23 protein-coding genes, 2 tRNA genes and 1 riboswitch are annotated in these 24,132 nt (G+C 53.9%); of the genes, 13 read left to right on the top strand and 12 right to left on the bottom strand.

Annotation, left to right across the window (positions count from 1 at the left end):
• Window positions 1-210 precede the first annotated feature (210 nt).
• The 3 genes from TH30_RS08245 (at window position 211) to TH30_RS08235 (ending at window position 2,864) form a co-directional block, all read left to right on the top strand.
• Window positions 211-1,041, top strand: a complete 831-nt coding sequence (locus tag TH30_RS08245) for an aldo/keto reductase (protein WP_114097605.1) — start codon at window positions 211-213, stop codon at window positions 1,039-1,041.
• Between the two features lie 205 nt (window positions 1,042-1,246).
• A complete protein-coding gene (locus tag TH30_RS08240; protein WP_258548655.1) occupies window positions 1,247-1,939 on the top strand; it encodes a YitT family protein in 693 nt (230 codons plus the stop codon).
• A gap of 97 nt (window positions 1,940-2,036) precedes the next feature.
• On the top strand, window positions 2,037-2,864 hold the full coding sequence (locus TH30_RS08235) for a hypothetical protein (RefSeq protein WP_114097604.1): 828 nt from the start codon (window positions 2,037-2,039) through the stop codon (window positions 2,862-2,864).
• Between the two features lie 19 nt (window positions 2,865-2,883).
• On the opposite strand, the gene TH30_RS08230 is transcribed toward TH30_RS08235, so the two are convergent.
• The 5 genes from TH30_RS08230 to TH30_RS08210 form a co-directional block, all read right to left on the bottom strand.
• Window positions 2,884-2,960: transfer RNA gene (locus tag TH30_RS08230), tRNA-Arg, on the bottom strand.
• Between the two features lie 146 nt (window positions 2,961-3,106).
• Window positions 3,107-3,400: an ETC complex I subunit gene (locus TH30_RS08225; RefSeq protein WP_114097603.1), complete on the bottom strand. Its 294-nt coding sequence runs from the start codon at window positions 3,398-3,400 to the stop codon at window positions 3,107-3,109.
• 143 nt (window positions 3,401-3,543) lie between these two features.
• A tRNA-Pro gene (locus TH30_RS08220) sits at window positions 3,544-3,620 on the bottom strand.
• A 158-nt stretch (window positions 3,621-3,778) separates the two neighbouring features.
• Entirely contained in the window at window positions 3,779-4,225 is a 447-nt protein-coding gene (locus TH30_RS08215; protein WP_114097602.1) for a DUF192 domain-containing protein, read from the bottom strand.
• Window positions 4,222-5,358, bottom strand: a complete 1,137-nt coding sequence (locus TH30_RS08210; protein ID WP_309471207.1) for an acetoin utilization protein AcuC — start codon at window positions 5,356-5,358, stop codon at window positions 4,222-4,224. Before TH30_RS08210 ends, TH30_RS08215 begins: the two co-directional genes overlap by 4 nt.
• A gap of 122 nt (window positions 5,359-5,480) precedes the next feature.
• Between TH30_RS08210 and TH30_RS08205 the strand changes: the two genes are divergently transcribed.
• The 3 genes from TH30_RS08205 to TH30_RS08195 all read left to right on the top strand — a co-directional run bounded on the left by TH30_RS08205 (window position 5,481) and on the right by TH30_RS08195 (window position 11,002).
• Window positions 5,481-6,566: an alpha/beta hydrolase family protein gene (locus tag TH30_RS08205; RefSeq protein WP_258548654.1), complete on the top strand. Its 1,086-nt coding sequence runs from the start codon at window positions 5,481-5,483 to the stop codon at window positions 6,564-6,566.
• A gap of 242 nt (window positions 6,567-6,808) precedes the next feature.
• The gene (locus TH30_RS08200) at window positions 6,809-7,978 is read left to right on the top strand and encodes a GGDEF/EAL domain-containing response regulator (protein WP_114097600.1); all 1,170 of its coding nucleotides are present in this window, start codon (window positions 6,809-6,811) and stop codon (window positions 7,976-7,978) included.
• Between the two features lie 57 nt (window positions 7,979-8,035).
• On the top strand, window positions 8,036-11,002 hold the full coding sequence (locus TH30_RS08195; RefSeq protein ID WP_114097599.1) for a PAS domain S-box protein: 2,967 nt from the start codon (window positions 8,036-8,038) through the stop codon (window positions 11,000-11,002).
• A 23-nt stretch (window positions 11,003-11,025) separates the two neighbouring features.
• Here TH30_RS08195 and TH30_RS08190 read toward each other — a convergent pair whose 3' ends face one another.
• Entirely contained in the window at window positions 11,026-12,165 is a 1,140-nt protein-coding gene (locus TH30_RS08190; protein WP_114097598.1) for a citrate/2-methylcitrate synthase, read from the bottom strand.
• Window positions 12,166-12,255: 90 nt separating this feature from the next.
• Between TH30_RS08190 and TH30_RS08185 the strand changes: the two genes are divergently transcribed.
• The 5 genes from TH30_RS08185 to TH30_RS08165 all read left to right on the top strand — a co-directional run bounded on the left by TH30_RS08185 (window position 12,256) and on the right by TH30_RS08165 (window position 17,680).
• Entirely contained in the window at window positions 12,256-13,611 is a 1,356-nt protein-coding gene (locus tag TH30_RS08185) for a CoA transferase (RefSeq protein ID WP_114097597.1), read from the top strand.
• A gap of 69 nt (window positions 13,612-13,680) precedes the next feature.
• Window positions 13,681-13,792: riboswitch (TPP riboswitch) on the top strand.
• On the top strand, window positions 13,783-14,556 hold the full coding sequence (locus TH30_RS08180) for an ABC transporter ATP-binding protein (protein WP_114097770.1): 774 nt from the start codon (window positions 13,783-13,785) through the stop codon (window positions 14,554-14,556). Its footprint overlaps the riboswitch before it by 10 nt.
• Window positions 14,553-15,371, top strand: coding sequence for an ABC transporter permease (locus TH30_RS08175; protein ID WP_114097596.1), 819 nt, complete (start codon window positions 14,553-14,555; stop codon window positions 15,369-15,371). The genes TH30_RS08180 and TH30_RS08175 overlap by 4 nt, the downstream gene beginning before the upstream one ends.
• Before the next feature lie 78 nt (window positions 15,372-15,449).
• Window positions 15,450-16,403: an ABC transporter substrate-binding protein gene (locus tag TH30_RS08170; protein WP_114097595.1), complete on the top strand. Its 954-nt coding sequence runs from the start codon at window positions 15,450-15,452 to the stop codon at window positions 16,401-16,403.
• A 179-nt stretch (window positions 16,404-16,582) separates the two neighbouring features.
• Window positions 16,583-17,680 carry an MBL fold metallo-hydrolase gene (locus TH30_RS08165; RefSeq protein ID WP_258548653.1) on the top strand — a complete coding sequence of 366 codons (1,098 nt, stop codon included), beginning with the start codon at window positions 16,583-16,585 and terminating at the stop codon, window positions 17,678-17,680.
• Between the two features lie 17 nt (window positions 17,681-17,697).
• On the opposite strand, the gene TH30_RS08160 is transcribed toward TH30_RS08165, so the two are convergent.
• Window positions 17,698-19,011, bottom strand: coding sequence for an NAD(P)/FAD-dependent oxidoreductase (locus TH30_RS08160; RefSeq protein WP_114097593.1), 1,314 nt, complete (start codon window positions 19,009-19,011; stop codon window positions 17,698-17,700).
• Between the two features lie 92 nt (window positions 19,012-19,103).
• Here TH30_RS08160 and TH30_RS08155 point away from each other — a divergent pair, with 92 nt between their 5' ends.
• Both TH30_RS08155 and TH30_RS08150 read left to right on the top strand, forming a co-directional pair.
• Entirely contained in the window at window positions 19,104-20,258 is a 1,155-nt protein-coding gene (locus TH30_RS08155) for a trans-sulfuration enzyme family protein (RefSeq protein WP_114097769.1), read from the top strand.
• A gap of 33 nt (window positions 20,259-20,291) precedes the next feature.
• The gene (locus TH30_RS08150; RefSeq protein WP_114097592.1) at window positions 20,292-21,335 is read left to right on the top strand and encodes a ChaN family lipoprotein; all 1,044 of its coding nucleotides are present in this window, start codon (window positions 20,292-20,294) and stop codon (window positions 21,333-21,335) included.
• An 18-nt stretch (window positions 21,336-21,353) separates the two neighbouring features.
• On the opposite strand, the gene TH30_RS08145 is transcribed toward TH30_RS08150, so the two are convergent.
• The 5 genes from TH30_RS08145 to TH30_RS08125 form a co-directional block, all read right to left on the bottom strand.
• Window positions 21,354-21,896 carry a Panacea domain-containing protein gene (locus TH30_RS08145; protein WP_114097768.1) on the bottom strand — a complete coding sequence of 181 codons (543 nt, stop codon included), beginning with the start codon at window positions 21,894-21,896 and terminating at the stop codon, window positions 21,354-21,356.
• 121 nt (window positions 21,897-22,017) lie between these two features.
• Complete coding sequence (locus TH30_RS08140; RefSeq protein ID WP_114097591.1) at window positions 22,018-22,464, bottom strand: hypothetical protein; 447 nt, start codon at window positions 22,462-22,464, stop codon at window positions 22,018-22,020.
• A gap of 114 nt (window positions 22,465-22,578) precedes the next feature.
• Entirely contained in the window at window positions 22,579-23,106 is a 528-nt protein-coding gene (locus tag TH30_RS08135) for an adenine phosphoribosyltransferase (protein WP_114097590.1), read from the bottom strand.
• A gap of 162 nt (window positions 23,107-23,268) precedes the next feature.
• The gene (locus TH30_RS08130; RefSeq protein ID WP_114097767.1) at window positions 23,269-23,502 is read right to left on the bottom strand and encodes a hypothetical protein; all 234 of its coding nucleotides are present in this window, start codon (window positions 23,500-23,502) and stop codon (window positions 23,269-23,271) included.
• A 236-nt stretch (window positions 23,503-23,738) separates the two neighbouring features.
• Window positions 23,739-24,002, bottom strand: coding sequence for a hypothetical protein (locus tag TH30_RS08125; RefSeq protein WP_114097589.1), 264 nt, complete (start codon window positions 24,000-24,002; stop codon window positions 23,739-23,741).
• Between the last annotated feature and the right edge of the window lie 130 nt (window positions 24,003-24,132).

Genomic DNA, 24,132 nt, shown 5'->3' with positions numbered 1-24,132 from the left:
TTCTTTGGCAAAAGCTCTTTTGACACAAAGACATTGCCCGGGCGTCCTTCCCCATTGAACAGCACATCTCATCCAACCGTACAGGTTGCGAATTTGTGGCACTGCACTAAATCTGGCGCATATCAGCCACATTGACACCTGATCGTCATTTGCACATGGCAGTGACAGCAGCCAAAATCACAACAAACTACACAGAGGGGGTAAAACATCATGATCTACCGGAACTGGCAGGGTATTGAAATTCCGGCCCTCGGGTTTGGGACCTACGAGCTTAATAATGATGATGCGGCCAAAATGGTAACCGAGGCCGCCAAGATCGGCTATCGCCACTTCGATACAGCCCAGATGTATCACAACGAAGAAGGCGTTGGTCACGGCCTTAAGGCTTCGGGACTGGCGCGTGACGACTATTTCCTGACCACCAAGGTCTGGTACGACAAGTTCCAGAGCGGTGATTTGCAAACCTCGGTCGTCGAAAGCCTTCGCAAGCTTGATCTTGACCATGTTGACCTTCTGCTTTTGCACTGGCCGACCGATGAAGTACCGCTTGCCGAAACGCTGGCCGCTCTGAACGAGGTCAAGAACCTTGGCATGACGCGCCTGATCGGGATTTCAAACTTCCCGACTGCCCTTATTGAAAAGGCCGTCGCGCAAAGCGCCATACCGCTCACCGTCAATCAGGTCGAATATCACCCCTATCTTGACCAGTCGAAGGTGCTTGAAAGCCTGCGCAGCCATGACATGCTTCTGACCGCCTATTGCCCGATTGCGCGCGGCACTGTTCTGCATGATCCGGTCCTTAAGGAAATCGGCGCCAAATACGGCAAGTCCGGCATTCAGGTCACGCTGCGCTGGTTGATGCAGCAAGACAGCGTGATGGCGATCCCGAAATCGGGTTCGCCGAAAAATGCCGCGGCCAATTTCAACATCTTTGATTTTGAATTGTCAGATGCCGATATGGCAGCAATCAATGAACTATCCAAACCCGATGGCCGCCTGATTGACCCGTCCTTTGCCCCGAAATGGGACGAAGCCGCCTGATTTCTGCCCCATCGCGACCACCGGAACTTATATTTTCACGCATGATTTTACCAAGACCGGCCTTTATCAGGCCGGTCTTTTGCGTGCAGGAACCCGGCCCTGTCAAAAACGGGCGAATTAGGCCTGCCCTTTTCCACCAACTTGTTTCGCACGTGCGAAAAGCGTAATCTGGTCCTATTCATCAGACAAAAGACTGTTGTCCGAAATGGCCGAAACCACCGCATCCACAACTGTATCCGCCAACGCCTCCGCACCTGACAGCGGCACGATTGATGCCGCACAGGCATCGTCAAAAAAAGACGATATTTCCCATCGCCTTTACGAAGACGTGCTGGCTTTGCTGCTGGGGACAATGGTGGTGTCGCTTGGGGTGACGCTTTATAGTGAAAGCGTTCTGGTCACTGGCAGCACGGCCGGCGCGGCGCTTTTGATTGAACATGCCACGGGGCTTTCATTTGGTCTGATCTTCTTTGTGATCAACCTGCCCTTCTACTGGCTGGCCTTCAAGCGCATGGGCGTGGCATTTACAGTCAAAACCTTTATCGCGGTCGGTCTGGTATCGGGCTTTTCAAAGCTCACCCCGATGATGGTTGATTTTCAGATGCTTAATCCGGTCTATGCCGCAATTGCTGGCGGCGCGCTGATGGGCATCGGCTTGCTCATGCTGTTTCGCCACCGTGCAGGCCTTGGCGGCATCAATATCCTGGCCCTTTATCTTCAGGAACATTTCGGCATCCGTGCCGGTTACTTCCAGCTTGCCGTCGATATGGTGATCCTCGTCATCGCCTTCCTGACCCTGCCCTTTGACAAGGTCCTGCTGTCGATCCTGGGCGCTGTCATTCTCAACCTTATCATCGCACTGAATCATCGTCCGGGTCGGTATTTCTCAGCGCGATAACCCGGCTAGCACTCGAGCATATTCCCCTCACCAAGCAATAGTTCCTAGAAATCACCTACCCTCCTATTTCTTTTGACCAACCCGCAATCCACGGGGCATGATCAATGCCATTTTTCAACTTGGCAGAAATACAGTGACTTGGACTAGGGAAAACTGGCCTAAATGGCCAATCGCAGTTGCAGCGATTATCGGTCTACCAGCTATGTTTATGACCATTGACAATGCATGTAGCCCAATATCCAACGGTTTTTGCCGTCAATGGCTGAGCTTTCAGTGGGAAACTATTGTAGCCGGACTACTTGGCCTTGGCGGTGGTTATCTTGCGCTGACGGCGGTCAAATGGCAGGACACAAATCAGCAACGTCGAACAATCGATACCTGCCGGAAGGAGCTTGTCGAACTTCGCACTCTGATCCACGGTGCCAAAAACAAACACAAGGCAATATCGAAAGAACTGGGAGACGCCCTCGAAATTTGTCGATTAATTGAGCAGGGTGACGACATTTCACCGGTGCAAGAGCATTATGTCGCGCTTGCCCAACAAAACAAACCACAGGAAATCGACGAACTGGTTAACGACATGCTGACCATTCAAGATACCGTTAAACAAATTACGCTCGATTTCCGCACTGTCATCTCGCTAATCAACCGTGTTGGTCTTAACCGTCATGTCAGTGGATTACCATTGAAGGCCTACCAGTCCGCAAGCACGGAAATCTCCAATTTCGAAAACATCTATTTTGCGGAAAATGGTATGGTGCGGGGCATCGATGAAAGGCGGGCTATGATCACCAGCCAATTATCGTTTATGCATCTCACCGTTCACGGCCACCTAATCGGGAGCACAAACCCAACCATATGGCACATAGACAAGGTTATTAGAGACCTTGACGGACAGATTAGAAAACTCGCCCGCCTATTGTGATGATGTGAGAATATAAAAATGGCGATCCCTGCAGGACTCGAACCTGCAACCTACAGATTAGAAGTCTGTTGCTCTATCCAGTTGAGCTAAGGGACCGCTGGGTGGGGTGGTTTGCTGACCCCGGGGCATGGCATTGGTCGCCTGCCCGATATGTGTTCAGGATTTAACGTCCCCTGTCAGACGAAACGGGGCGGATGCCCGCCCCGATGGTATGGTCAAAAGCGGCTGACAGCCAGCCTGTGTCAGACAACGCGCTTGAAAGCGAAGTTATCGGCATAGGACTTGATCTGGACCTTGCGCGGCTTGGGCTGCTCGATATCGGCGATCAGCTTGTGCTTCACAGCAAAGGCCTGGGCTTCCTCAAGGGTTTCGAAATACATGCGAACCTGGCCACGGGTATCGGTCGAACCGATCCAGCCCATCAGCTGATCAGCAACCTTTTTCGCACCCGGTTCAAATTCCATGACCCAGTGCTTGGTCGCAGCCTGACCGGACTGCATGGCGTTTTTGGCAGGTTTGTAAACACGGACCTTCATCGGGACCCTCGTCTTGACCGTCGGGATAAGATGGTTATGGCAGTTTGACGGGTCTCTCTAACCCCTGCCAATACTTCATCTTTTACACCTTTTATCGCGAATTGGAAATCCTGATGGATCACCGTCGAACAACAAAAGGGAAATGGTCGGGAAGGCGAGATTCGAACTCGCGACCCCCTGCTCCCAAAGCAGGTACGCTACCAGACTGCGCTACTCCCCGACGCGGATGTGGATTTAGCACCATCCTGCCGGGTGGGCAAGACCGCATTGTGCTTTTTTGCCGAAAAAGTTGCACAAAAACCAAAGGCCGCAGATATCGTCCGCGGCCTTGCTATTGCTGATTGTTCTTTAATCTCGGAAAGCACCGGAAAACCGGGCCTAGCGCGGCAGGCCCTCGACCTTTTCACCGACCTCAAAGCCCATCTTGTCGGCTGTACCACCATTGAGCTCAAGCACGAAGCGCACCGGCTTTGGCGACGGGATGATGGTTTCCGATTGCGGCACTGTGCGTTTTTCAATGCCGACAATCGTGCCGCTGCCATCGATGAACAGCATATCAAGCGAGATAAAGGTGTTTTTCATCCACATTGAAATGTCGCGCGCGCCACCGAAATCAAACAGCATGCCTGCATCATTTGCCATTTCGGTGCGGAACATCAAACCGCGTGATCGTTCTTCGGGTGTGACGGCCATTTCAACATTATAAACTTCGCCATCGACCAGAATGCGCGATCGTTCAAATCCTGTCGCCTTGGCATTAAGCCCGGCAACCACCGCTGCGCTGATAAAGCACACCACCAAAGTCATCTGAATGAACGACTTCATACCCCATACCCTCTTAGTCTTTTGACGCGTTCCCGGACCTCGCCCCGGATTGCGCCACCCCGCCATGGATCAGCCAAGGTTGTAAACAACTCATCGGCCGGCTGTCTGCCACGGCTATGCGACCATTTTATGACACGCAGGATATTTTCCGCTGTGATGGGTAGCACAGGTGGTATTTCGATCTCGTTAACGGTCGCCCAGACCCCGGACCAACAGCGTGCAACCCCGTATGGACTATATCCTCCGCCTCCAAGAACAAGACTTCTTGGGGCCAGTCTGGTCATCGCCGCCACGACTTCCCAGATCGACTGATTGCCCAAAAGCTGCCTTGAGAGTGGATCTTCGGCAAGCGTATCACATCCGCATTGTAAAACAACAGCTTGTGGCGCAAAACTTAATGCAAGAGGAATCAAATATTCGTGCAGCACAAAGCGCATCTCGTCATCATGCATGCCACCGGGCATCGGAAGATTGCGCGCCATGCCCCCGGCGACATCATCAATCGGCCCGGTCTTTGGCCATAAATCTTCCTGATGCATCGAGACGGTCAGGACCCGGTCATCATCAGCAAAGGCATATTGCACTCCGTCGCCGTGATGGGCGTCAATATCGACATAAAGGACCCGATCAAGCCCCGAATCGAGAAGCGCATAAATCCCCAGAACCGGGTCGTTGAAGTAACAAAATCCCGATGCCCGGTCGCGCAATCCGTGATGGGTTCCGCCTGCCGGATGATGGATGATGCCACCATCAGCAATCAGCTGGGCAGCCATGATCGATGATCCGGCGGCTGTTGCCGGACGCCGGAAAATTTCCGGATAGATCGGATTGCCATTCTTGCCCAGTCCAAAGCGCACCATCATCTCTTCGGGAAGGGATTGATCGCGTTCTGCCTGCATCACGGCATCAACATATTCGCGGTCATGAAAGCGCGATAACTGATCGGCGGTTGCGACCGGACCGGTCAGATAGGTGTCTTCATCCACCCAGCCCAGCGCATGTACCATATCCACCACCAGCGAAACACGCGGGATCGCCAATGGATGTTTGGGACCATAACTTGAACCACGGTAGATCTCGGCCGCGATCATGCGCGGTGTTTTGTCGGGATGTCGTAAATCAGGCGAGGTCACAATATGCATTCATCTGGTGTTTTAAGTATCGGCATAGCGCAAAGAATTGACGCGTCCCCCCTGTTCACGCAAGCTCTGTTTCACAAGCCTCGCATCCTGACGCTCAACCAAAAGGTTCCGACGTGCCATCGCCCCGCCAAAGCCGCCCTGTCAACAAGTTCAATACGACGGCCCTTCTGATTGCAGCACTGATCATTTTACCCGCCGTCTATTTCATGAACGGGATGATGGATTTTGATCTTTCGGAACGATCCGTTACCGAGATCGGCTTTGATCACGGCCCAGACCACCTGTCCGGGTCGCTTATCCTTCCAAACCAAAATCATGACGGACCAATTGCCCTGATCATTCATGGCGACGGCCCACAGGATCGCTTTTCGGGTGATGGATATTTGCCGCTGTTCAGTGCCCTGCTGGATCAGAATATCGGTATCTATAGCTGGGACAAGGCCGGCATCGGCGAAAGCACAGGCAACTGGCTGGATCAATCCATGAATGATCGCGCGACTGAGGCAGTGGCCGCATTCAAGATGATCACATCACAGCGCCCCGGGAATGCCGGAAAGATCGGTTTTCTTGGTTTCTCGCAGGCCGGTTGGGTCATCCCCAAGGCCGCACAGATTACCCCTGATAACGCATTTGGCGTTATTATCGGCGGGGCTGTTAACTGGCAGGATCAGGGGGCGTACTACACCCGTCAACGCCTGTTGGCCGAAGGCAAAACCGACCGCGAAATCACCGATGCAATCACCCGACGCAAGACACGTGATGCCGTGGTTTTTGCCCCTGATGCTGATTACAATTCATATCTTGAAACCGTTAGACAAGATACCCCAGCCCCGATGTCAGAAGACCGGTTCAACTTCGTCAAACGCAACATCTCTGCAGATGCAAAAGACGATCTTGCGCGTACCACGTCGCCAATTCTCGCGCTGTTCGGGACAGATGATCTGAATGTCGATGCCAAAACCGATTTCGCAACCTATCAGTCGATTCTGACCGGTCGCAACAAGCATAACGAAACCATCCTGTTTGCCGATGCGACCCACGGGCTTTTGCGCAGCGGCCTGTTTAACTATCAGCTGGCCTCTGACATGCCGGCCACCACACAACTGCTGTTTACCGTTATGGGCCGGGATGCTTATGCCCCGGGCGTGTTGAACAGGCTTTCGACATGGATCGGGAACGTTACGGACCGATCAGATTAAATCATCCTGTCTCTGGTCCGGTGACGATTTCCCGTTTTGCTTCTGCCAAACCGGCGAACTGCGTGGCCCCTCTTTACCTGTGTCGATTTCTGAGCGCGCACTCGATCCCGATGTCATTCGCGGGATGACACCGGGCAACGCATCCCCATATGGGGATATCAGAACCTATACAAACAACTAGTATGATTCTCATACAAAGTGCCCCGCGCCGGGCCCCGCCACCGATATGAAGAGAAGCGCCTGTGATCACCTCAAAAGCACGTCCGTTAAATGTCCTGATCATCGATGACGAAGCCGATATGGGTGAATTCGTTGCCGATGCCATAAGCGCGCTTGGCAACAATGCCGTGGCCGTTTCCGACACGGACGATTTTGTTCGAACCTATTCCACGGCCTTTGACGTCATTATTCTTGATCTGTTCATGCCCAAGCTCGACGGTATCGAAATCATCCGTTTCCTGCATGAAAACAGATCAGACGCATCCCTGATCCTGATGAGCGGCAAGGACAAATCGATCCTTCATGCCGCCTCCGAACTGGCAACCGAACGCAATATCGAAGTTCTCGGCGTTCTGGAAAAACCCTTTACGATTGATCAGCTGGAAGAACTGCTGGGCAAATTCAATATGCCACAGCCCAAGACCGACGAACCGCCAAGCATTGCACCAACCGAAAGCAGCCTTCGGCGCGGTATTGCCAGTCAGGAATTCTTTCTGGTCTATCAGCCGCAATTCAGCATTGCGACCGGCAAGATCGTTGGTGTCGAGGCTCTTCTACGCTGGCAGCACCCGACCCTTGGCCTGCTTCATCCCGGACTTTTTATCCCGCTTGCTGAACAATCGGGGTTGATTAACCAGCTGACCGAGCAGGTTCTCGAACAGGCCCTTGCACAGATGGCGAAATGGGATCACGCCGACATCACAATGTCGATCAATGTCTCGCCGACCACGGTTGTTGATCTTAATATGCCCGAAAAACTTGATGCGATGACAACTGCGCTTGAAATCGATCCGGAAAAGATCGTGATCGAACTGACAGAAACAGCGCTGATGGAAAATGCCAGTCTTTACATGGACATCCTGACACGGCTGCGGATGAAACGGTTCAACCTGTCGATTGACGATTTTGGTACCGGTTACTCGTCCATGCAACATCTCGTACGGATTCCCTTTAACGAACTCAAGATCGACCAATCCTTTGTCCGCCAGATGCTTAAGGATACGGAATGCCGCACGGTCGCACAAATGTCCATTTCCCTTGCGCATGGCCTGAATATGCATGTTGTCGCCGAAGGCATTGAAGATCAGGAAACATTCGATTTGCTCCGGGAACTCGGTTGCGAAATCGGTCAGGGATTTCACATGTCCCACCCGGTCTCGGCCTGGGAAATCGAACATCTTTATCTGTCCTGAGCAGCCCGGCTTCAGACGTTACACCCAACGCCTTGTCACAATATTGGTGATCCCGACATGAAACGCCCCGTCCTTCTTGCCAAGATACTCGCGCCCTTGATTGTGGTGGCCTTTGTCATTGGCGGGGGCGCGCTTTTTGTGTTGTACAAGGAAATCCTTGAAGATCAGCGTCATGCTTTCCTGCGTCTTGCGGTTATCAATGCAGAACTGATCAATGCGGTTGCCGCCGACAACAGACCTGATGAACCGGGAAATGACAAGGACCCGGCATTCAACGCCATCCTTTCGCAAATACATTCTGCCTTTAACAACCTTTCATCACTGGATGCATCCGGGGAACTGTTCATTGTCCGGCGTGAAGGCGATCAAATTCGAATTCTGGTGCATCAGGAACGCAAGGCCGAAAAAGATGACCACCCTGCCCTGATCAGCATCACCGATCCATATGCCGAGCCGATGCTTGCGGCACTGTCGGGATATGCCGGTACAAGCTGGGTCACCGACAGCCATGATCATGACGTTCTGACTGCCTATGCCCCGGCACAAAATCTGGGTGTTGCTGTGGTGGTTGGCATCCCCAAAGACAAGTTGCTTGAACCCTTTGTTTCAACCAGTATTGCCCTGATTATCATTGGCATCGCCGCCATTGGTCTCGCCACTGCCTTTACCCATTCCCAGGTGACCTATGTCATCAACCGGTTCCTTTATACGCAAAAACATTTGCAAAAAGCTCTGGAGGAAACGCACAGAGCGCAAGACATGCTTGAACAGGCGCTGAACTCAATCAGCGAGGGTTTTGCCCTGTTTGATGCCCAAGATCGGCTGGTGATTTGCAATGATGTCTATCGCCAGATTTATCGAAACCACGCAGATGCGCTCAAACCCGGTGCCAAATTTGAAGAAATTCTGCGTATCGGACTGGCACGCGGGACATTTCCAGATGCATTTGATGTCGAGGAAATCTGGCTTGCCGATCGTATGGCAGAGCATCACAAAGACAACAGCAAGCTGGAAGAACAGGTTGGAGATCGCTGGATCCTGATCTCGGAACGTCGCACTCAGGATGGTGGCATCGTTGGCGTCCGCACCGATATCACCGAGCTGAAACGCAAAGAGCGTGAACTGCGCGATAGCGAGAAAAAATTCCGCGACTTTACCGTTACTGCGTCTGACTGGGTCTGGGAAACCGATCCGCAACATCGCATAAGTCAAACCAGTATACAGCACATTGGAAACGTCAATATTGACCTTGACGCACTGATCGGCAAGCGGCGTGACGAATTCACAGCGGAACCGGCAAATACGCCCAAATGGCACGACCACTATCAAGCACTTGATGAACGCCGTCCTTTCAAGGACTTTCAATATCGCATCACCATGGCCGATGATGCGATCAGAACCATCTCGATTTCCGGCATCCCGGTGTTTGACGATTACGGAATTTTTCGGGGCTATCGCGGCACGGGCCGCGACATCACTGATCTGATCGAAAGCCGCGAACGGTTTCGCGTGGCATTTGAAAGTGTCACGGTTGGCATCATCTTTGCCGATGAAAAAGGCACGATCGAAGGGTTCAATCCCGAAGCCGAGAAGATCTTTGGCTATGCCGCCGAAGAAGTACTGGGACAGAATGTCTCAATCCTGATGCCCAACCCGGACCATGCAAGTCATGACCGCTATATCAAAAATTACCTTGGTACGGGTAATGCCCAGATCATCGGCATCGGCCGCGAGGTCAAGGGCAAGCGCAAGAATGAGGCGATCTTCCCGATGAATCTCGGTATTGCCGAGATGAATGTTCAGGGCCGCCGCCACTTCATCGCATCCATCACGGACCTGACAGCTGAACACGCACTTGAACGACAATTGCGCCGATCACAAAAGATGGAGGCCATCGGCCAGCTTACCGGTGGTGTCGCCCATGACTTCAACAATTTGCTCGGTATCATCATCGGCAATCTTGATCTTGCCCGCCGTCAGATTGACGAGACATCACCCGTCACCAAGTTTATCGGAAAGGCACTGACCGCAGCTGATCGCGGCGCGACCCTGACGCGCAGATTGCTGAATTTTTCCCGTCAGGCCCCCGAGGAAAACGCCGCAGTCATCCTCAATGACGTTCTGGGCGACCTTAAAGAACTTGTTGGAAAATCAATAACATCAAGCATCGCCTTTACGCTCAGCCTGACGGAAAACATTCCCCCGGTTCGCATTAACCAGGGGGATTTCGAAGATGCCATTATCAATCTTGCCGTCAATGCACGCGATGCCATGCCAGATGGCGGGCGACTGACCATCAAGACCAAACTGACCCGGATTGATGAGCTGAGCAGCAACATCGTTCAGCGTATTCCCCCCGGCACATATGTAGAACTTGACGTCAGTGACAATGGCGCTGGCATGCCCCCCGAGATCGGCGATCAGATTTTTCAACCCTTCTTTACCACCAAGGAACGCGGCAAAGGTACCGGGCTTGGTCTTGCAATGGTGTATGGCTTTGTCAAACGTTCGGGCGGATATATTTCGGTCTATTCCGAACTTGGTATCGGAACCACATTCCGCATCTATCTGCCCGTCGCCGACGAGGCAAGCCAAACCGAGACTGGCAATCAGCGCAGGGACGACACCGAACCTGTGCATGGTACGGAAACGATTCTGATCGTTGATGACGAACAGGAACTGGCCGAAATCGCGTCCATAGTCCTGAACGAATATGGTTACAGGACCATTTTGGCCCATAGCGGCAAAGAGGCCCTTGAACAGATCGAAAAACATCCCGAAATCGACATTCTGTTTACCGATGTGATCATGCCTGGCGGGATGAACGGCATTGAACTTAGTGACAGGGCCTGTGAAATGCGCCCGGGCCTTGCGGTGCTGACCTGTTCGGGCTTTACCGCCGATGTGTTACAGGAACGCCCCGACGACAAACCGATCTATCCCCTGATCAGCAAACCCTATACGAATATCGAGCTTGCCCACGCGGTCCGCAAAACGCTTGATATTACAGAACCGGCGTTATGAATGGGCAAGAGCTGATTGTGTGTTCAGGAAGTACTCGCGCGCGGACGGATGATCTTGCCGCTTTTGCGTTGTTCAAACAGATGTGCAATCCAGCCTGCCATGCGCCCGACAGCAAAGATGCCAAGTCCAGCCCCCTTCGGCAGATCAAGTTCACGCTCAATCAGGGCCAGACCGAAATCCAGACTGGGATACTGGCCTGTTCTGTCAGCAACTTCGCGTGCAATCCGTGCCCAGAATGCGTCGCCTGTTTGCCCGCAAGCTTCCATGATCGCACGTGTGCGCGGATCACCATCGGGATATAGGGGATGCCCAAATCCCGGTGGCACCTGCCTGATTTCATAATACCCCTTGATCCCCGTTTCCTTTTCGACCTGATCCATCCATGCCCGGCATCTGGGTGTCAGGCCGCCATGTCGCGCCCCTGAAAGGGTTGAAAGACCTGCCATCAATGACGCGGGCAACGTCGCCCCTGCCGACGCAGCCACCCGCACGGCATAGGCTGACGCATTAAGTTCATGATCGGCACACAAAACCAGAGACAGTCGCAACAGTTCTGCAGCGTCATCACGTTTCGACCATGCCTTGGCCAGCACCAAATGGATCGGGCTTTGACCATCGTCGGGCTGTCCGGCGGCAGCCAATGCAGCGAGACGCATGATCTTTGCAGCGGCCGGTCGCCCGTCACCTTGCCCTGCACCTGTCATCAGATCCGCCATCATTGCCACCATGCGCTGGAACGGCAATGCGTGGTCAGCGGGAATGAAATCCGCCGCCGCATTCAGGGCCGGGTCGCATCGTAGACCGGCAAGAAGGTTGGCGGCCTCTTCAAGTGTCATGGCTTGCGCAAGCGTCACTGCATTTCGGCCGCGATAATAAAACTGCCCGTCGGCAATGCGGGTGATGTCCGACACAAGGATCGGCTCCCCCCAATCGATGGTCGATGCCGCGACGGATTGCCGTGAACGGCCACGTCTTTTGCGGTCGTGAAGCTTGGCAACGTCACGCCGGTCATACAGGCTTTTGCGGGCATCGCCGGGATGGGCAATGGCACGAACGATCCCGCGACTGACATAGGCATAAAGCGTATCGCGCGATATCCCGACCTGCGCACAGACTTCATGTGCCGCAAGGGTACAAAATGATCCGTCATCAGAATTTTTCATATTGATTATCTTGATCAAGATTGACGATTTGTCCAGTCCCGCATGATGCTTTCCTGACGCGCCGTTTTGTTTGCAAAAAGGAACTGCCCCATGCTTGACTGCTTCAATGACCAGATTGCCGATGCGCTTGGACTGGCAACCACGCCGAATTTCGAAGTCACCGGGACTGAAAGCCTGCCATCCTTCTTTGCTGTGACCGATCTTGCCTGTGCGTCCATCGGGATGGCAACCGCAATGATTGCACACTGGCGCGGGCTTCATCACGGATCGGATGCACCGGTTCAGATTGATCGCAGATTGGCATCCAGGTGGTTTGACATGACCATCCGCCCGCAAGGCTGGACCTTGCCCGGCACATGGGATCCGCTGGCGGGCGACTATGAAACCAGCGATGGCTGGATCCGGCTGCACACCAATGCCCCGCATCACCGCAAGGCGGCTTTGTCTGTTTTGGGGCACCATGAAACGCGCGACAGCCTTTCGCCAGCCGTTCGCGGGTGGTCGGCAGATGATCTTGAAACTGAAATTGTTGCGGCAAATGGCTGTGCTGCAACCATGCGCGGTATTGCGGATTGGGAGAACCACCCGCAAGGTCACGCCGTTCGCGCCGAACCACTGATCGACTGGCTCGACCATGGAAATGTTTCGATACCGGCCAAATCAGTTGATCCGGCACGTCCGCTTGCTGGTGTTCGTGTCCTTGACCTGACCCGTGTCCTCGCCGGGCCGGTTGCCGGCCGCTTTCTTGCGGCGTTCGGTGCAGATGTTCTGCGCATTGATCCGCCGGGCTGGAACGAAGGTGCCGTCATTCCTGAAGTTACCCTTGGCAAACGCTGCGCAGGACTTGATCTGCATACACCTGAAGACCGCAAACGGTTTGAAGACCTTATCTCGGATGCCGATATCCTGTTGCATGGCTATCGCCCCGATGCCCTGTCCGGACTTGGCTATGACGGCAAGACCCTTCGTTCGATCAACCCGGCATTGATTGACGTTACGCTCTGCGCTTATGGCTGGACCGGACCCTGGGCGCAACGTCGCGGTTTTGACAGCCTTGTCCAGATGAGCTGTGGCATCGCCGACTGGGGCATGAAGCACGCAAAGGCATCCAAACCTTTACCGCTTCCGGTTCAGGCCCTTGATCACGCCACAGGGTATCTTATGGCTGCCGGTGCGGTGCACGCCCTGATCAAGCGCCAGAGCAGTGGTACAATCACGACTGCCCGCCATTCACTGGCGCAAACAGCACATCTGCTGTGCCAATCTGCGCGCACCACGCTTGACGGTATCATCCGGGATGAACAACCGAATGATCTTGACAAAACCATTGAAAACACCAGCTGGGGACCGGCTCATCGCATTGCCTTTCCTGCAAATATCAAGGGCGTTAGGCATCATTGGGCGCACCCGGCCGGATCACTGCGTCGCGATGCCCCGCACTGGTGAATTGAGATCGGGATTAAAGACACAAATTGTCACAAACCTTGACGGGAGCAATTTGTCTGCGCATAGTCCCGTCATCTCCGGGGGGGCCGATCGTGAATTGGCTGAGAGGTTCGGTGTTGCCGAACGACCCTTTGAACCTGAACCGGTTAAGACCGGCGTAGGAAGGATCGAATGCGCAACACAGAACAAACGTCCGTCGGGACGCAAAATCCAACCAGATTTGATGTTCACCTGTCCGGTGCCCGTGTGGCCTTTGGCAGCGCGGATATTTTCCATGACCTTGACCTGACCCTTAAGGCCGGAAGCTTTACCTGTTTGCTTGGCCCAAGCGGCGTTGGCAAAAGCACGCTTTTGCGCTACCTCGCCGGTCTGGTCGAAGGCGATGTTAGCGGCAATATCACCTGTTCGGACGGCCAAATCCTTAAGAACCGCGTTGCCTATATGGCGCAGCAGGACCTGCTTTTGCCCTGGCGCACCGTGCGCGAGAATGTCGAACTGGGCGCGGTCCTTCGTGGCGAGCGGCCAGATCATAAGCGCGCCGAACAACTCATTGCACAAGTTGGCCTGACGGATGCCGCACATCTGCGTCCGGCAAAACTTTCGGGCGGGATGAAACAGCGCGCAGCCCTTGCCCGTACCCTGATGGAAGATCGTCCGGTTGTCCTGATGGATGAACCGTTTTCCGCCCTTGATCCGGTCAACCGCCTGCGTTTGCAGGAACTGGCCGCACGGGTACTGCGCGGCAAGACGGTTCTGCTTGTGACCCATGATCCGCTCGAAGCGTTGCGGCTTGGCGATAATGTTCACGTCCTTTCAGGTACCCCGGCGACCCTTCAGGACGCCATCACGCCAAGCGGCCAAAGCCCGCGCGAGATTGCTGATCCCGACATTCTGGCAAAGCAGGCCGAATTGCTGCGTCAACTGGGTGCGGAGATCGCATCATGAGCAGTCAAAACAATCCTCATACCAATGCAAAATCAATCCCGCTGTCAGAACGTCGCTGGCTCAAACTTGCGCGACCGGTGATTATTGTTGTTGCCCTGATTGCCACATGGCAGGTGCTGGTCATTATGACCGGTGCGCCGAAATACATGCTGCCGCCCCCGGCAGATGTCTGGAACACCCTGATTTCCCGGCATGACGTTCTGTTTGATCACGCCCGCTATACGATTGCGGAAACCGTGATCGGCCTGTTTGCCGGGGCAGCTCTTGGCACGCTGGCGGCCATTCCGATGGCATTGTTTTCACCGGTACGGTTCTGGTTGATGCCGATCCTTCTGGTGTCCCAGGCCATTCCATTCTTTGCGCTTGCCCCGCTTCTCGTCCTTTGGCTTGGCTTTGGCCTGGCATCCAAAATCGCCATGGCCGCGTTGATCATTTTCTTCCCGGTCACCGTGGCCTTCTTTGACGGGCTGGCACGCACCGAAACCGGATGGCTTGATCTGGCACGCACCATGGGGGCAAGTCGCTGGCGGCTTTTGACCCATATCCGTTTGCCAGCGGCCCTTCCGGCCTTTGCGTCGGGGTTCCGGGTCGCCACCGCCGTCGCCCCGATTGGCGCGGTGATTGGTGAATGGGTGGGGTCCAGCCACGGGCTTGGCTATCTGATGCTGCATGCCAATGCCCGGGTGCAGATTGATATGGTTTTTGCCTGTCTTCTGATCCTGTGCGCTTTTTCGATCACGCAATATTTCATTGTTGATCGCATCCTGCGCGCCGCCCTGCCCTGGCAGCCCGACAGCCTGAAACCGGCCCGGTAATACAATTCCCCGCCGCCAGATTGGCTGCGGTTTAAATCCTCACACTTATAATCTGGCGCATCTTACGGAGGTTCATCCATGTCACGCCTTAAATCCATGATCACCGCGACCGCACTGGGCGCAATTGTTCTTGGAACGTCTTCAACCGCCTTTGCCGCAGACAAGCTGGTCATTCTTCTTGACTGGTTCGTGAACCCCGATCACGCACCGCTGATCGTCGCCAAGGAAAAGGGCTTCTTTGCCAAGCATGACCTTGATGTTGAGCTGATCGAACCAAGCGACCCGTCAGCCCCGCCGCGCCTTGTCGCTGCCGGTCAGGGCGATGTTGCCGTTAACTATCAGCCCCAGCTTCATGTTCAGGCCGCCGAAGGATTGCCGTTAACGCGTATCGGCACGCTGGTCGCCACCCCGCTTAACAGCCTGATCGTCCTGAAAGACGGTCCGATCAAGGAGATTGCCGATCTTAAGGGCAAGAAAATCGGCTATTCTCTGGCCGGGTTTGAAGATGCGTTGCTTGGCACCATGCTGGGCAATCATGGAGTATCGATGGATGATGTCGAGCTGATCAATGTGAACTTCTCGCTGTCGCCTTCGCTTTATTCCGGTCAGGTCGATGCCATTATTGGCGGCTATCGCAATTTCGAACTCAACCAGATGGAAATCGAAGGTAAACCGGGCAAGGCATTTTATGTCGAGGAAGAAGGCGTTCCGCCCTATGACGAGCTGATCCTGACCGTGCGAAACGACAAGATCGATGATCCGCGCTTTGCCCGGATGCTGGCCGCCCTCGAAGAAGGCGTGCAATATCTGATCAACCATCCCGATGACAGCTGGAAGGCCTTTATCGCGGCCTATCCGAACCTTGATGATGAACTCAATATCAAGGCATGGGCAGATACCCTGCCGCGCTTTGCCCTGCGTCCGGCGGCATTGGACAAGGCACGCTATGCCCGTTTTGCCGATTACATGGTCAAACAGGGCCTGATCAAGGAAAGCCCGGCGCTTGAAACCTACGCCACCGTGATCGAATAACCAACAAGCCCCCTGCTTCCGCAGCGCTTTCCCGGTGGATGCGGAAGCATTGGTCTGTATATCCGCATGTGCAGACCAAACCGGAAGGCCGGAACGTGCGCCCCTCGTTCCGGCCTTTCACTTGCAATGGTCTGATTGACGTTTACCTTATGGTCACCTGCACATGCCGCAAAGATCATGTGTCTTCCATTTTTCGTCAGGCCATTTTGCGTCAGGACAGCCACGTGCAAATCAGAACCAAGCCCGATCACCATACCGAAACCGGTTTTGAAAACCGTCATCCCCTGCCAGATCCGGTCAAACGATCTTTCTGGCGGTTCTTGCGGCGGCGGTTCCTTGGCAATGACAATTGGCCCAAGGCAAAGCACCAGATCGGCAAAATCCCGACCGAAGCCCCCGACCACGACGCCATTCAAAACCCCGACCCGGCGCGTCTGCAGGTCACATGGGTCGGTCATGCCACGGTTCTGGTCCAGTATGGCGGGCTTAATATTCTAACCGATCCGGTCTTTTCAGATCGGGCATCGCCTTTTAAACGGGTTGGTCCAAAACGATACAGCCAGCCGGGTTTAAGCATTGATCAGCTGCCTGAACTTGATCTGGTATTGCTGTCACACAATCACTATGACCATTTCGATGTCGCCAGCCTGACCGCACTTGGCAATGCGCCACGCTATATCCTGCCGCTTAAAAACGGCGCCTTGCTTGAAAAGGCGGGCGTGACGCCAGATAGGTATAGCGAAATGGATTGGGATGACACGATCCTGCATGGCGATGTCAAAATCACCCATGTCCCGTCCAACCATTGGTCAAGCCGCACCACCAAGGACCGCAAGGAAATGCTTTGGGGTGGTTATATCCTTGAATTCGGGGATGGCTACCGGTTCTATTTTGTTGGCGATACCGGCTGGAACGAAGCCCTTTATACCGAGATGGGCGAAATCCATGGTGGTATTGACTTTGGCCTGATCCCGATCGGGGCCTATGACCCGCGCGATTTCATGCGCAATTCACACTGCAATCCCGAAGAAGCGGTTCAGATCATGCAAGTCATGGGCGTCAAGAAGGCCCTTGCCATTCACTGGGGCACATTTGTTCTGACCGCTGAACCGGTTGATGAGCCGCCCGTCCGACTGGCATCCGCGCTTAAACGTGCCGGACTTGGGGATGATGATTTCATCGCCCCGCCGATTGGCGCGACCCGGTTTTTTGAGGGTAGAATGGCAAAAGACCAGACAACCACACCACAAGCCGCCAAAACAGTGGCCCCGGCATAACCATCTGGTCCTGAAAATCAAACGCGTGTGCGCGGACGACGGACCGAACCATCTTCAAAGCGCGACAGTTCCATACCGGCAAGGGTGATGGATGGCTGACCGGTGGTGATCCAGTCGGCCAAGACCTTGCCAACGACCGGCCCCATGGCAAATCCGTGGCCCGAGAAACCGGTGGCGACAAAGAAGTGTTTCGGGTTGTCGAACTGATCAATCACCGGTACCGCATCCGGCGTGACATCAATGTCACCGGCCCATTTATCGACAATGCCGACCTGCTTGATCTGCGGAAAGACCTTTTGCAGATTGGCCATCGCGTTGCTGACGCGGACCTTATAGGGCTCCGCCTGATTGGTGCGGCGTCCGATCATCGGTTGTTTCGATGCCTCTGATCCCGGCATCCGGTCGACGAGATCGTCAAAGAACCGCTTGTTAAAGTGAAACTTGAAGGTCGCCCAGTTATCAAAAAGCCCCGGTGCAAACGCCTTGGCATATTTGAAGCGCCCCAGTGTCAGGTCAATATCGGTCATGAATTCGTCGGCAATATTCATCGAACCGTCGGTGCGCTGACGAAATGCCAGACCGGCGGCAAGCGTTCCGGCCGCAGAAATATCAGGAACCGGCGTTGTTCTGATCACCGTACCACGCGTGGTTTGCTGCGGAAGCCTGCGGCCAAATTTGGCAACGAATTTATGGGTGGCGGCACCTGCGGCACAGATCACATATTTGCATTTGATCTCACCCTTTTCCGACACGACCGAACTGATCGCCCCAGCCGTTGTTTCAATCGAAAGCGCACCGCATCCTTCGGCAATCACGGCCCCCATTTCACTGGCGCGTTTGGCAATTGCCGGTGCGGCCTTTTTGGGTTCGGCCTGCCCGTCGGATGGGGTGTAAATGCCCCCAACTCCCGGAGTGGTGATACCGGGCGTGATTTTCTCGACCCCTTTGGGGGACAGCACCTGGGTTTCGATTTCAAATCCCTTGGCATCTTCGATCCACTGTTCGTAGTCCGCCATTTCCGCGTCATCGCGCGCGACAAACAGAACCCCGCCCTGACGCCATTCAAGATCGGTATCCAGTTCCTTTTCAAGCCCCTGCCAGATGCGGTTGCATTCGATCATCAATGGCAGTTCAACCGGATCGCGTCCCTGTTGACGCACAAAGCCCCATGCCCGGCCCGACTGATGGGATGCAATCGTATCCTTTTCCAGAAGGACGACTTTCATGCCCGCCTTGGTCAGGTAATAGGCACTGGACGCGCCATGAATTCCGCCGCCAATAACAACGACGTCACATTCCTTGGGCAGTTCGATTTCGGGGTATTTCGTCATGTGGGGACCCTAAACAGGATTACAGTTTGGTGTGTGGCGCGAACCAAGTTATGTTGCGCGCCAATAAATCTCAACCAAATCAGGTAGCCACCATGTCTGATCATGCAAAAAAACAGAAACCAGCCACCATTACCGCCCAGGCACTGGGCTGGGTCGATGCCGCAACCAAATCTGTAACACCGCCGCTTTATCCATCGACCACGTTCGAGCGCAATACCGATCTGAGCTATCATGACGGGCGTTGCTATACGCGCGCGGATAACCCGACCTATGATCAGGCCTGTGAGGTATTGGATACCCTTGAAGGTGGCGTTGAAACCCGTCTGTTTGCATCGGGGATGGCTGCCGCAGTTGCGATCATTCATGCGCTGAGCCCCGGCGATCATGTTGTCGCCCCCAAGGTCATGTATTGGGCGCTGCGCAGCTTCATGCTTGAAAGTGGCGTGCGTGCGGGTCTGTCGTTTGACTTTGTCGATAATGCCGACATTGCCGAGTGGGACAAACATATCGTTGCCGGCAAAACCAAGATTGTCTGGCTTGAAACCCCGGCAAACCCGGATTGGCAGATTACCGATATCGCCGCCGTCGCCGAACTGGCCCATAAGGCCGGTGCACAGGTTGTCGTCGACAATACGGTTGCCACCCCGCTTCTGACCCGCCCGATTGATTTTGGTGCTGATATCGTCATGCATTCAGCCACCAAATACCTTAACGGTCATAGTGACGTTCTGGCCGGGTCATTGACCACCGCATCGAACAATGAATTCTGGCAGCGCGTCTGCAAACAGCATGCATCGGGTGGTGCGGTTCTGGGCGTATTTGAAACGTGGCTTCTGTTGCGCGGGATGCGTACCCTTGCGATCCGTGTCGAACGGGCATCGGCCAATGCCATGACGATTGCCAAGCATTTCGAAAACCACCCGGAAATCGAGCAGGTCCAGTATCCCGGCCTTGAAAGCCATGCCGGTCACGAAGTTGCGAAAAGACAGATGACCGGCGGATTTGGCGGGATGCTTTCGCTACGTGTTAAAGGCGGTGAAAAGCGTGCGGTCGATTTCCATAACCAGTGCAAACTGTTCAAGCGTGCAACATCGCTTGGCGGTGTTGAAAGCCTGATCGAGCATCGTTCATCTGTCGAAGGTCCGACCAGCCCGGTTCCGGTTGATTTGCTGCGTTTGTCGGTCGGGATTGAAGATGCAGAAGATCTTGTTAACGACCTGGAAACGGCCTTGCGGTTAAGCAAGTAAGCCATAACGTTTTCAAACTGGAATACCTGCCCGATGTCACAACAACCTGTTCAAAGGTTTTACACAGCAACAATGCGACGCAATGTGTGCGTGTTGGCGGTGGCATCGGGTTTGTTTACGGTTATCGCGCCCGGCCAGCTTGCCGCCCACGATACAAATGGCAAACCACATCAGCACGAAACAGATATCAATGCCCTGCCCCCGGCACCCGGTCTGATATTTGATCTTCTGGCTGGTGAATACATCATGTTTGACGAACTGGTGCGTCGGCTGTCAGATCGGAAATATGTTCTGATCGGCGAGAAACATGACAATCCGGTTCATCACCATCATCAGTCCCACCTGATTGATGCACTGAGCAAATCCGATCAGCGCCACCGAGCTGTGGTCTGGGAAATGTTTACCCGCGACCAACAGGCTTCTCTTGATCAGAAGTGGCAGGACGTGCCGGTTCTTGATCTGGGGCAGGAACTCGATTGGGAAGAGCGCGGCTGGCCGTCATGGCATGACTATGCCCCGATTGCCCAGGTCGCCCGCGATAATGATCTGAAAATGATCGCAGGCAATCTGCCGGACGATCTTTTGCGGCCACTCATTTCGAATGGCGTATCAGCCCTGCCCGATCAGTTGGCGACAAAGCTTGATCTGCCTGAAATGCCTGAGGATATCCTGACCCGGTTTCGCGTCGAGATGGCAGAAAGTCATTGCAATGCGCTGCCCGAAAGCATGCTCGACGGGTTCGCAACAGCACAGTTTGCGCGTGATGCGTCACTTGCCCGCGCAATGGTCGATGCAACTGCCTTACAGGGATCTGACGGTGCGTTTTTGATTGCCGGTGCCATGCATGTGCGTAACACGATTGCCGTTCCCTGGCACCTTGCCCGGTTTGAACCTGACCTGCCCCCGAATGAAATTGCCGTCGTCAGCCTGATCGAAGCGGATGATCCAAGTGACAATCCGCCAAAACCGCAAGACTATGCTGAGCGTTTCGGGAATCCCAACGATATTGATTTCCTGTGGTTTACCAACGACATCCTGCGCAAGGATCCCTGTGCTGATATGACAGCCGGGCAATAAACCAGACAGAATTCCAAGTTATTTGATGCGGCGTGGAAGCCAGTCGGTGGTCGCAACCGGTTTGCCCTTGTGCGAGCGCATGACACGCGGGCGCACGACTTCCTTTGCCTCCGGGGTCGTCGCCGTTTTGCGAACAGAGGCATAGAACTCAACCAGTTCATCAAAGGGAATGATCGTTCCGATCCCTTCCTTATAGGCCTTGGTAAAGGGCGGATGGTTGCGCACGGTCATGCTAAGATGTTCAACCGTGTGATGGCCAAATTGCGACCAGATGCTTTCAAGGAAATGGGACGTTTTGGGATCAATGGCCTTTAGACGTACGTCAGGACGGCTTTCTTCCATCACCGCATAAAGGTTAGGTTCGACCGGTCCGAATTCCTCGGCAACGAAGATGGCGGGCATCAGCATATTGCCGTGATAATTCGCCCCGTAATAGGCCTGCGCCAGATACAGAAGGCGATGCAATTTCTGTGGCTGCAAATATTCGTTATCGTTCAGCGCGAGATCGATAAATCTGAAAGCAGCTTCGAAAACTGTACTGAGAACCGGCTTGTTCTTCATGCTTGGCCCGATGGTCTGACGGAGATATCGGCCATCATAAGGCCATTGGCATATGCCAACAAGCATCCGCACAGAGATTTGGGAAATTTCGAAAAGATCGGCACAAAGTCAAACGATCCGCCTAGACTGATGCATCAAGCCGGGTTCCACGCATGCCATAACCATGGGCCACCGCATTGACCAATGCATAGAACGATGTGCCGCTATTGGCGGAAAGATCAAAGGGAATTGACGGGTCCAGCATCGACGCAAAGTCCTGATCGGAGGCGGCATCAACGGCCCCTTCGCGGTCACTGGAACGCCTTGCTGCTGAAAGATGACGCTGTTCGGCGCGCTGGTCTTTTTGTTCACCCGGATTGCCCTGCCCCGGCTGACGCTTGTTCTTGCCGTCCACATAGGCGTTGAACAAAATCCCGTCATCATCAGGGTTATAGGTATAATGCTGCGAGGATTCTTCGACCTGCGTACTGCGGTCAACTGTCGATACACCGCGCGCACCGGCCGCCGCAAGTCGGCCATACTGGCTGACCTGTGAGACTGTCTGTGCTGTCTGAACCGGTGTAAGCATTTCCTTTTCCTGCCATATCAAGGCAATGAGTGAAACCTAATTCAACTCATGCATTATACATCAAGATAATGGGAAAAGGCAGGGATTTCGAAAATCCGTCACAAAGGCGTATGTTTAGTCGCCTTCAAATTCGACAAGATGGAATTCCTCGACGCCGCGATCACGGATTTTCTTTGCGCCGCCAAGGTCAGGCAGATCAATGATAAAGGCACAGGCAGCAACTTCTGCCCCGACCTTTTCAATCAGTTCAATCGCCGCCAGTGCAGTGCCGCCCGTCGCAATCAGATCATCCATGACCAGAACACGGCTGCCCGGCTTGATTGCATCCTTATGGATTTCAATGACGTCAGAGCCATATTCAAGTTCGTATTCAACACCAATGGTTTCCGCAGGCAGTTTGCCCTTTTTGCGGATGGTGACAAATCCGACACCCAGTGCAAGTGCGACAGCCGGACCAATGACAAAACCGCGTGCCTCGATCCCGGCGATCATGTCGATCTTTTTGTCCTGAAATTCGGCGGCAAAGCTGTCAATGACGTCGCGCAGGCCGTCAGCATCCTCGAACAGTGTCGTGATGTCGCGGAACATGATCCCCTTTTTCGGGTAATCAGGAATGGTACGGATCAACGACTTAATCGACATGGAATACTCCGGCCAGCTTTCAGGTGGTTTTCGCAACAATCAACGAGGTCCCTGAATATCAGAATCCCGTTGTACATACGGCGACACTTGATGCCTGAAAGCTGCCGGATTGGCAAGTCTCATCGGGTCCTATGCCCGGAAACCCTGAACGCGCGAATGCGTTCAGGCAGCGTGCGGTGCTGACACCCGAAGATGGGTGCGGTGATTTGAATTACCCAGTGCGATAAAATCATTTGCAAGTTTCTTGCTGATTTCAGCACGCGTGCCACGCGGCAAACCGGTCTGGGCGGCCTGACGATTGCCCCAGACAGCACGGTAAAGGCGGAAATCATGGTCATTGATCTGACCGAATACTTTTTCGACTTCCATCAGAGTTTGGACATAACTCTTTTTCATGTCAGCCATCCTGTTGCTCGTTGGACTTTCGCGGGTTGTGTCTTGCGAAAGAAACACACCTTTTTCGGTGCATCTTTTACAGCAGCCATATAGTCCGAACTTCATGGCCACTCAACTGCACGACGGTGACAAGATCAGGAAGATTTTGTGACAGGGTGCCCGAATTGAAAAACGGCTCGTCTTCATGTTTGAAAACGAACCGTTATTTCATCTCACGCAGGCGACAAGTGGTAAACCTAGTTCAGCGGTTTGGCCTGTTGTGCCTTGGCTTCTTCGTCGATCTGCTTTTGCAGGGCATCACCATATTCACCATAAATCCGCCCTTCAAGCGACAGCTCAAGGAAACGGATATAGTCGTTCTGATCAGAGATCTTGGTGCGCGCGACCTCGATCACATCAAACGGACTGGCAGCATCAAGATCATATTTTCGGATCAGCCCCAACATTTCGGCTGTGATCTGATCAAGCTTTTTGCGGGTTTCACTATATGAAAGCGCCATGAGGCAATCCTGTTTCATTCAAATGTCATCATTGGCGTGGTTATGCCCGTTCCACCGGTCAGAAACAAGCCCGCTACTGTCTGTTTTGTTGCAAGATAATCCCCGATACAATGTAAACTAGATCAGACAC

The sequence above is a fragment of the Thalassospira profundimaris genome, assembly GCF_003326795.1.
In the GTDB taxonomy this organism is placed as follows: Bacteria; Pseudomonadota; Alphaproteobacteria; order Rhodospirillales; family Thalassospiraceae; genus Thalassospira; species Thalassospira profundimaris_C.
Note: the sequence above shows the minus strand (reverse complement) of the source record. Positions and strands in the feature narration are given on the sequence as shown.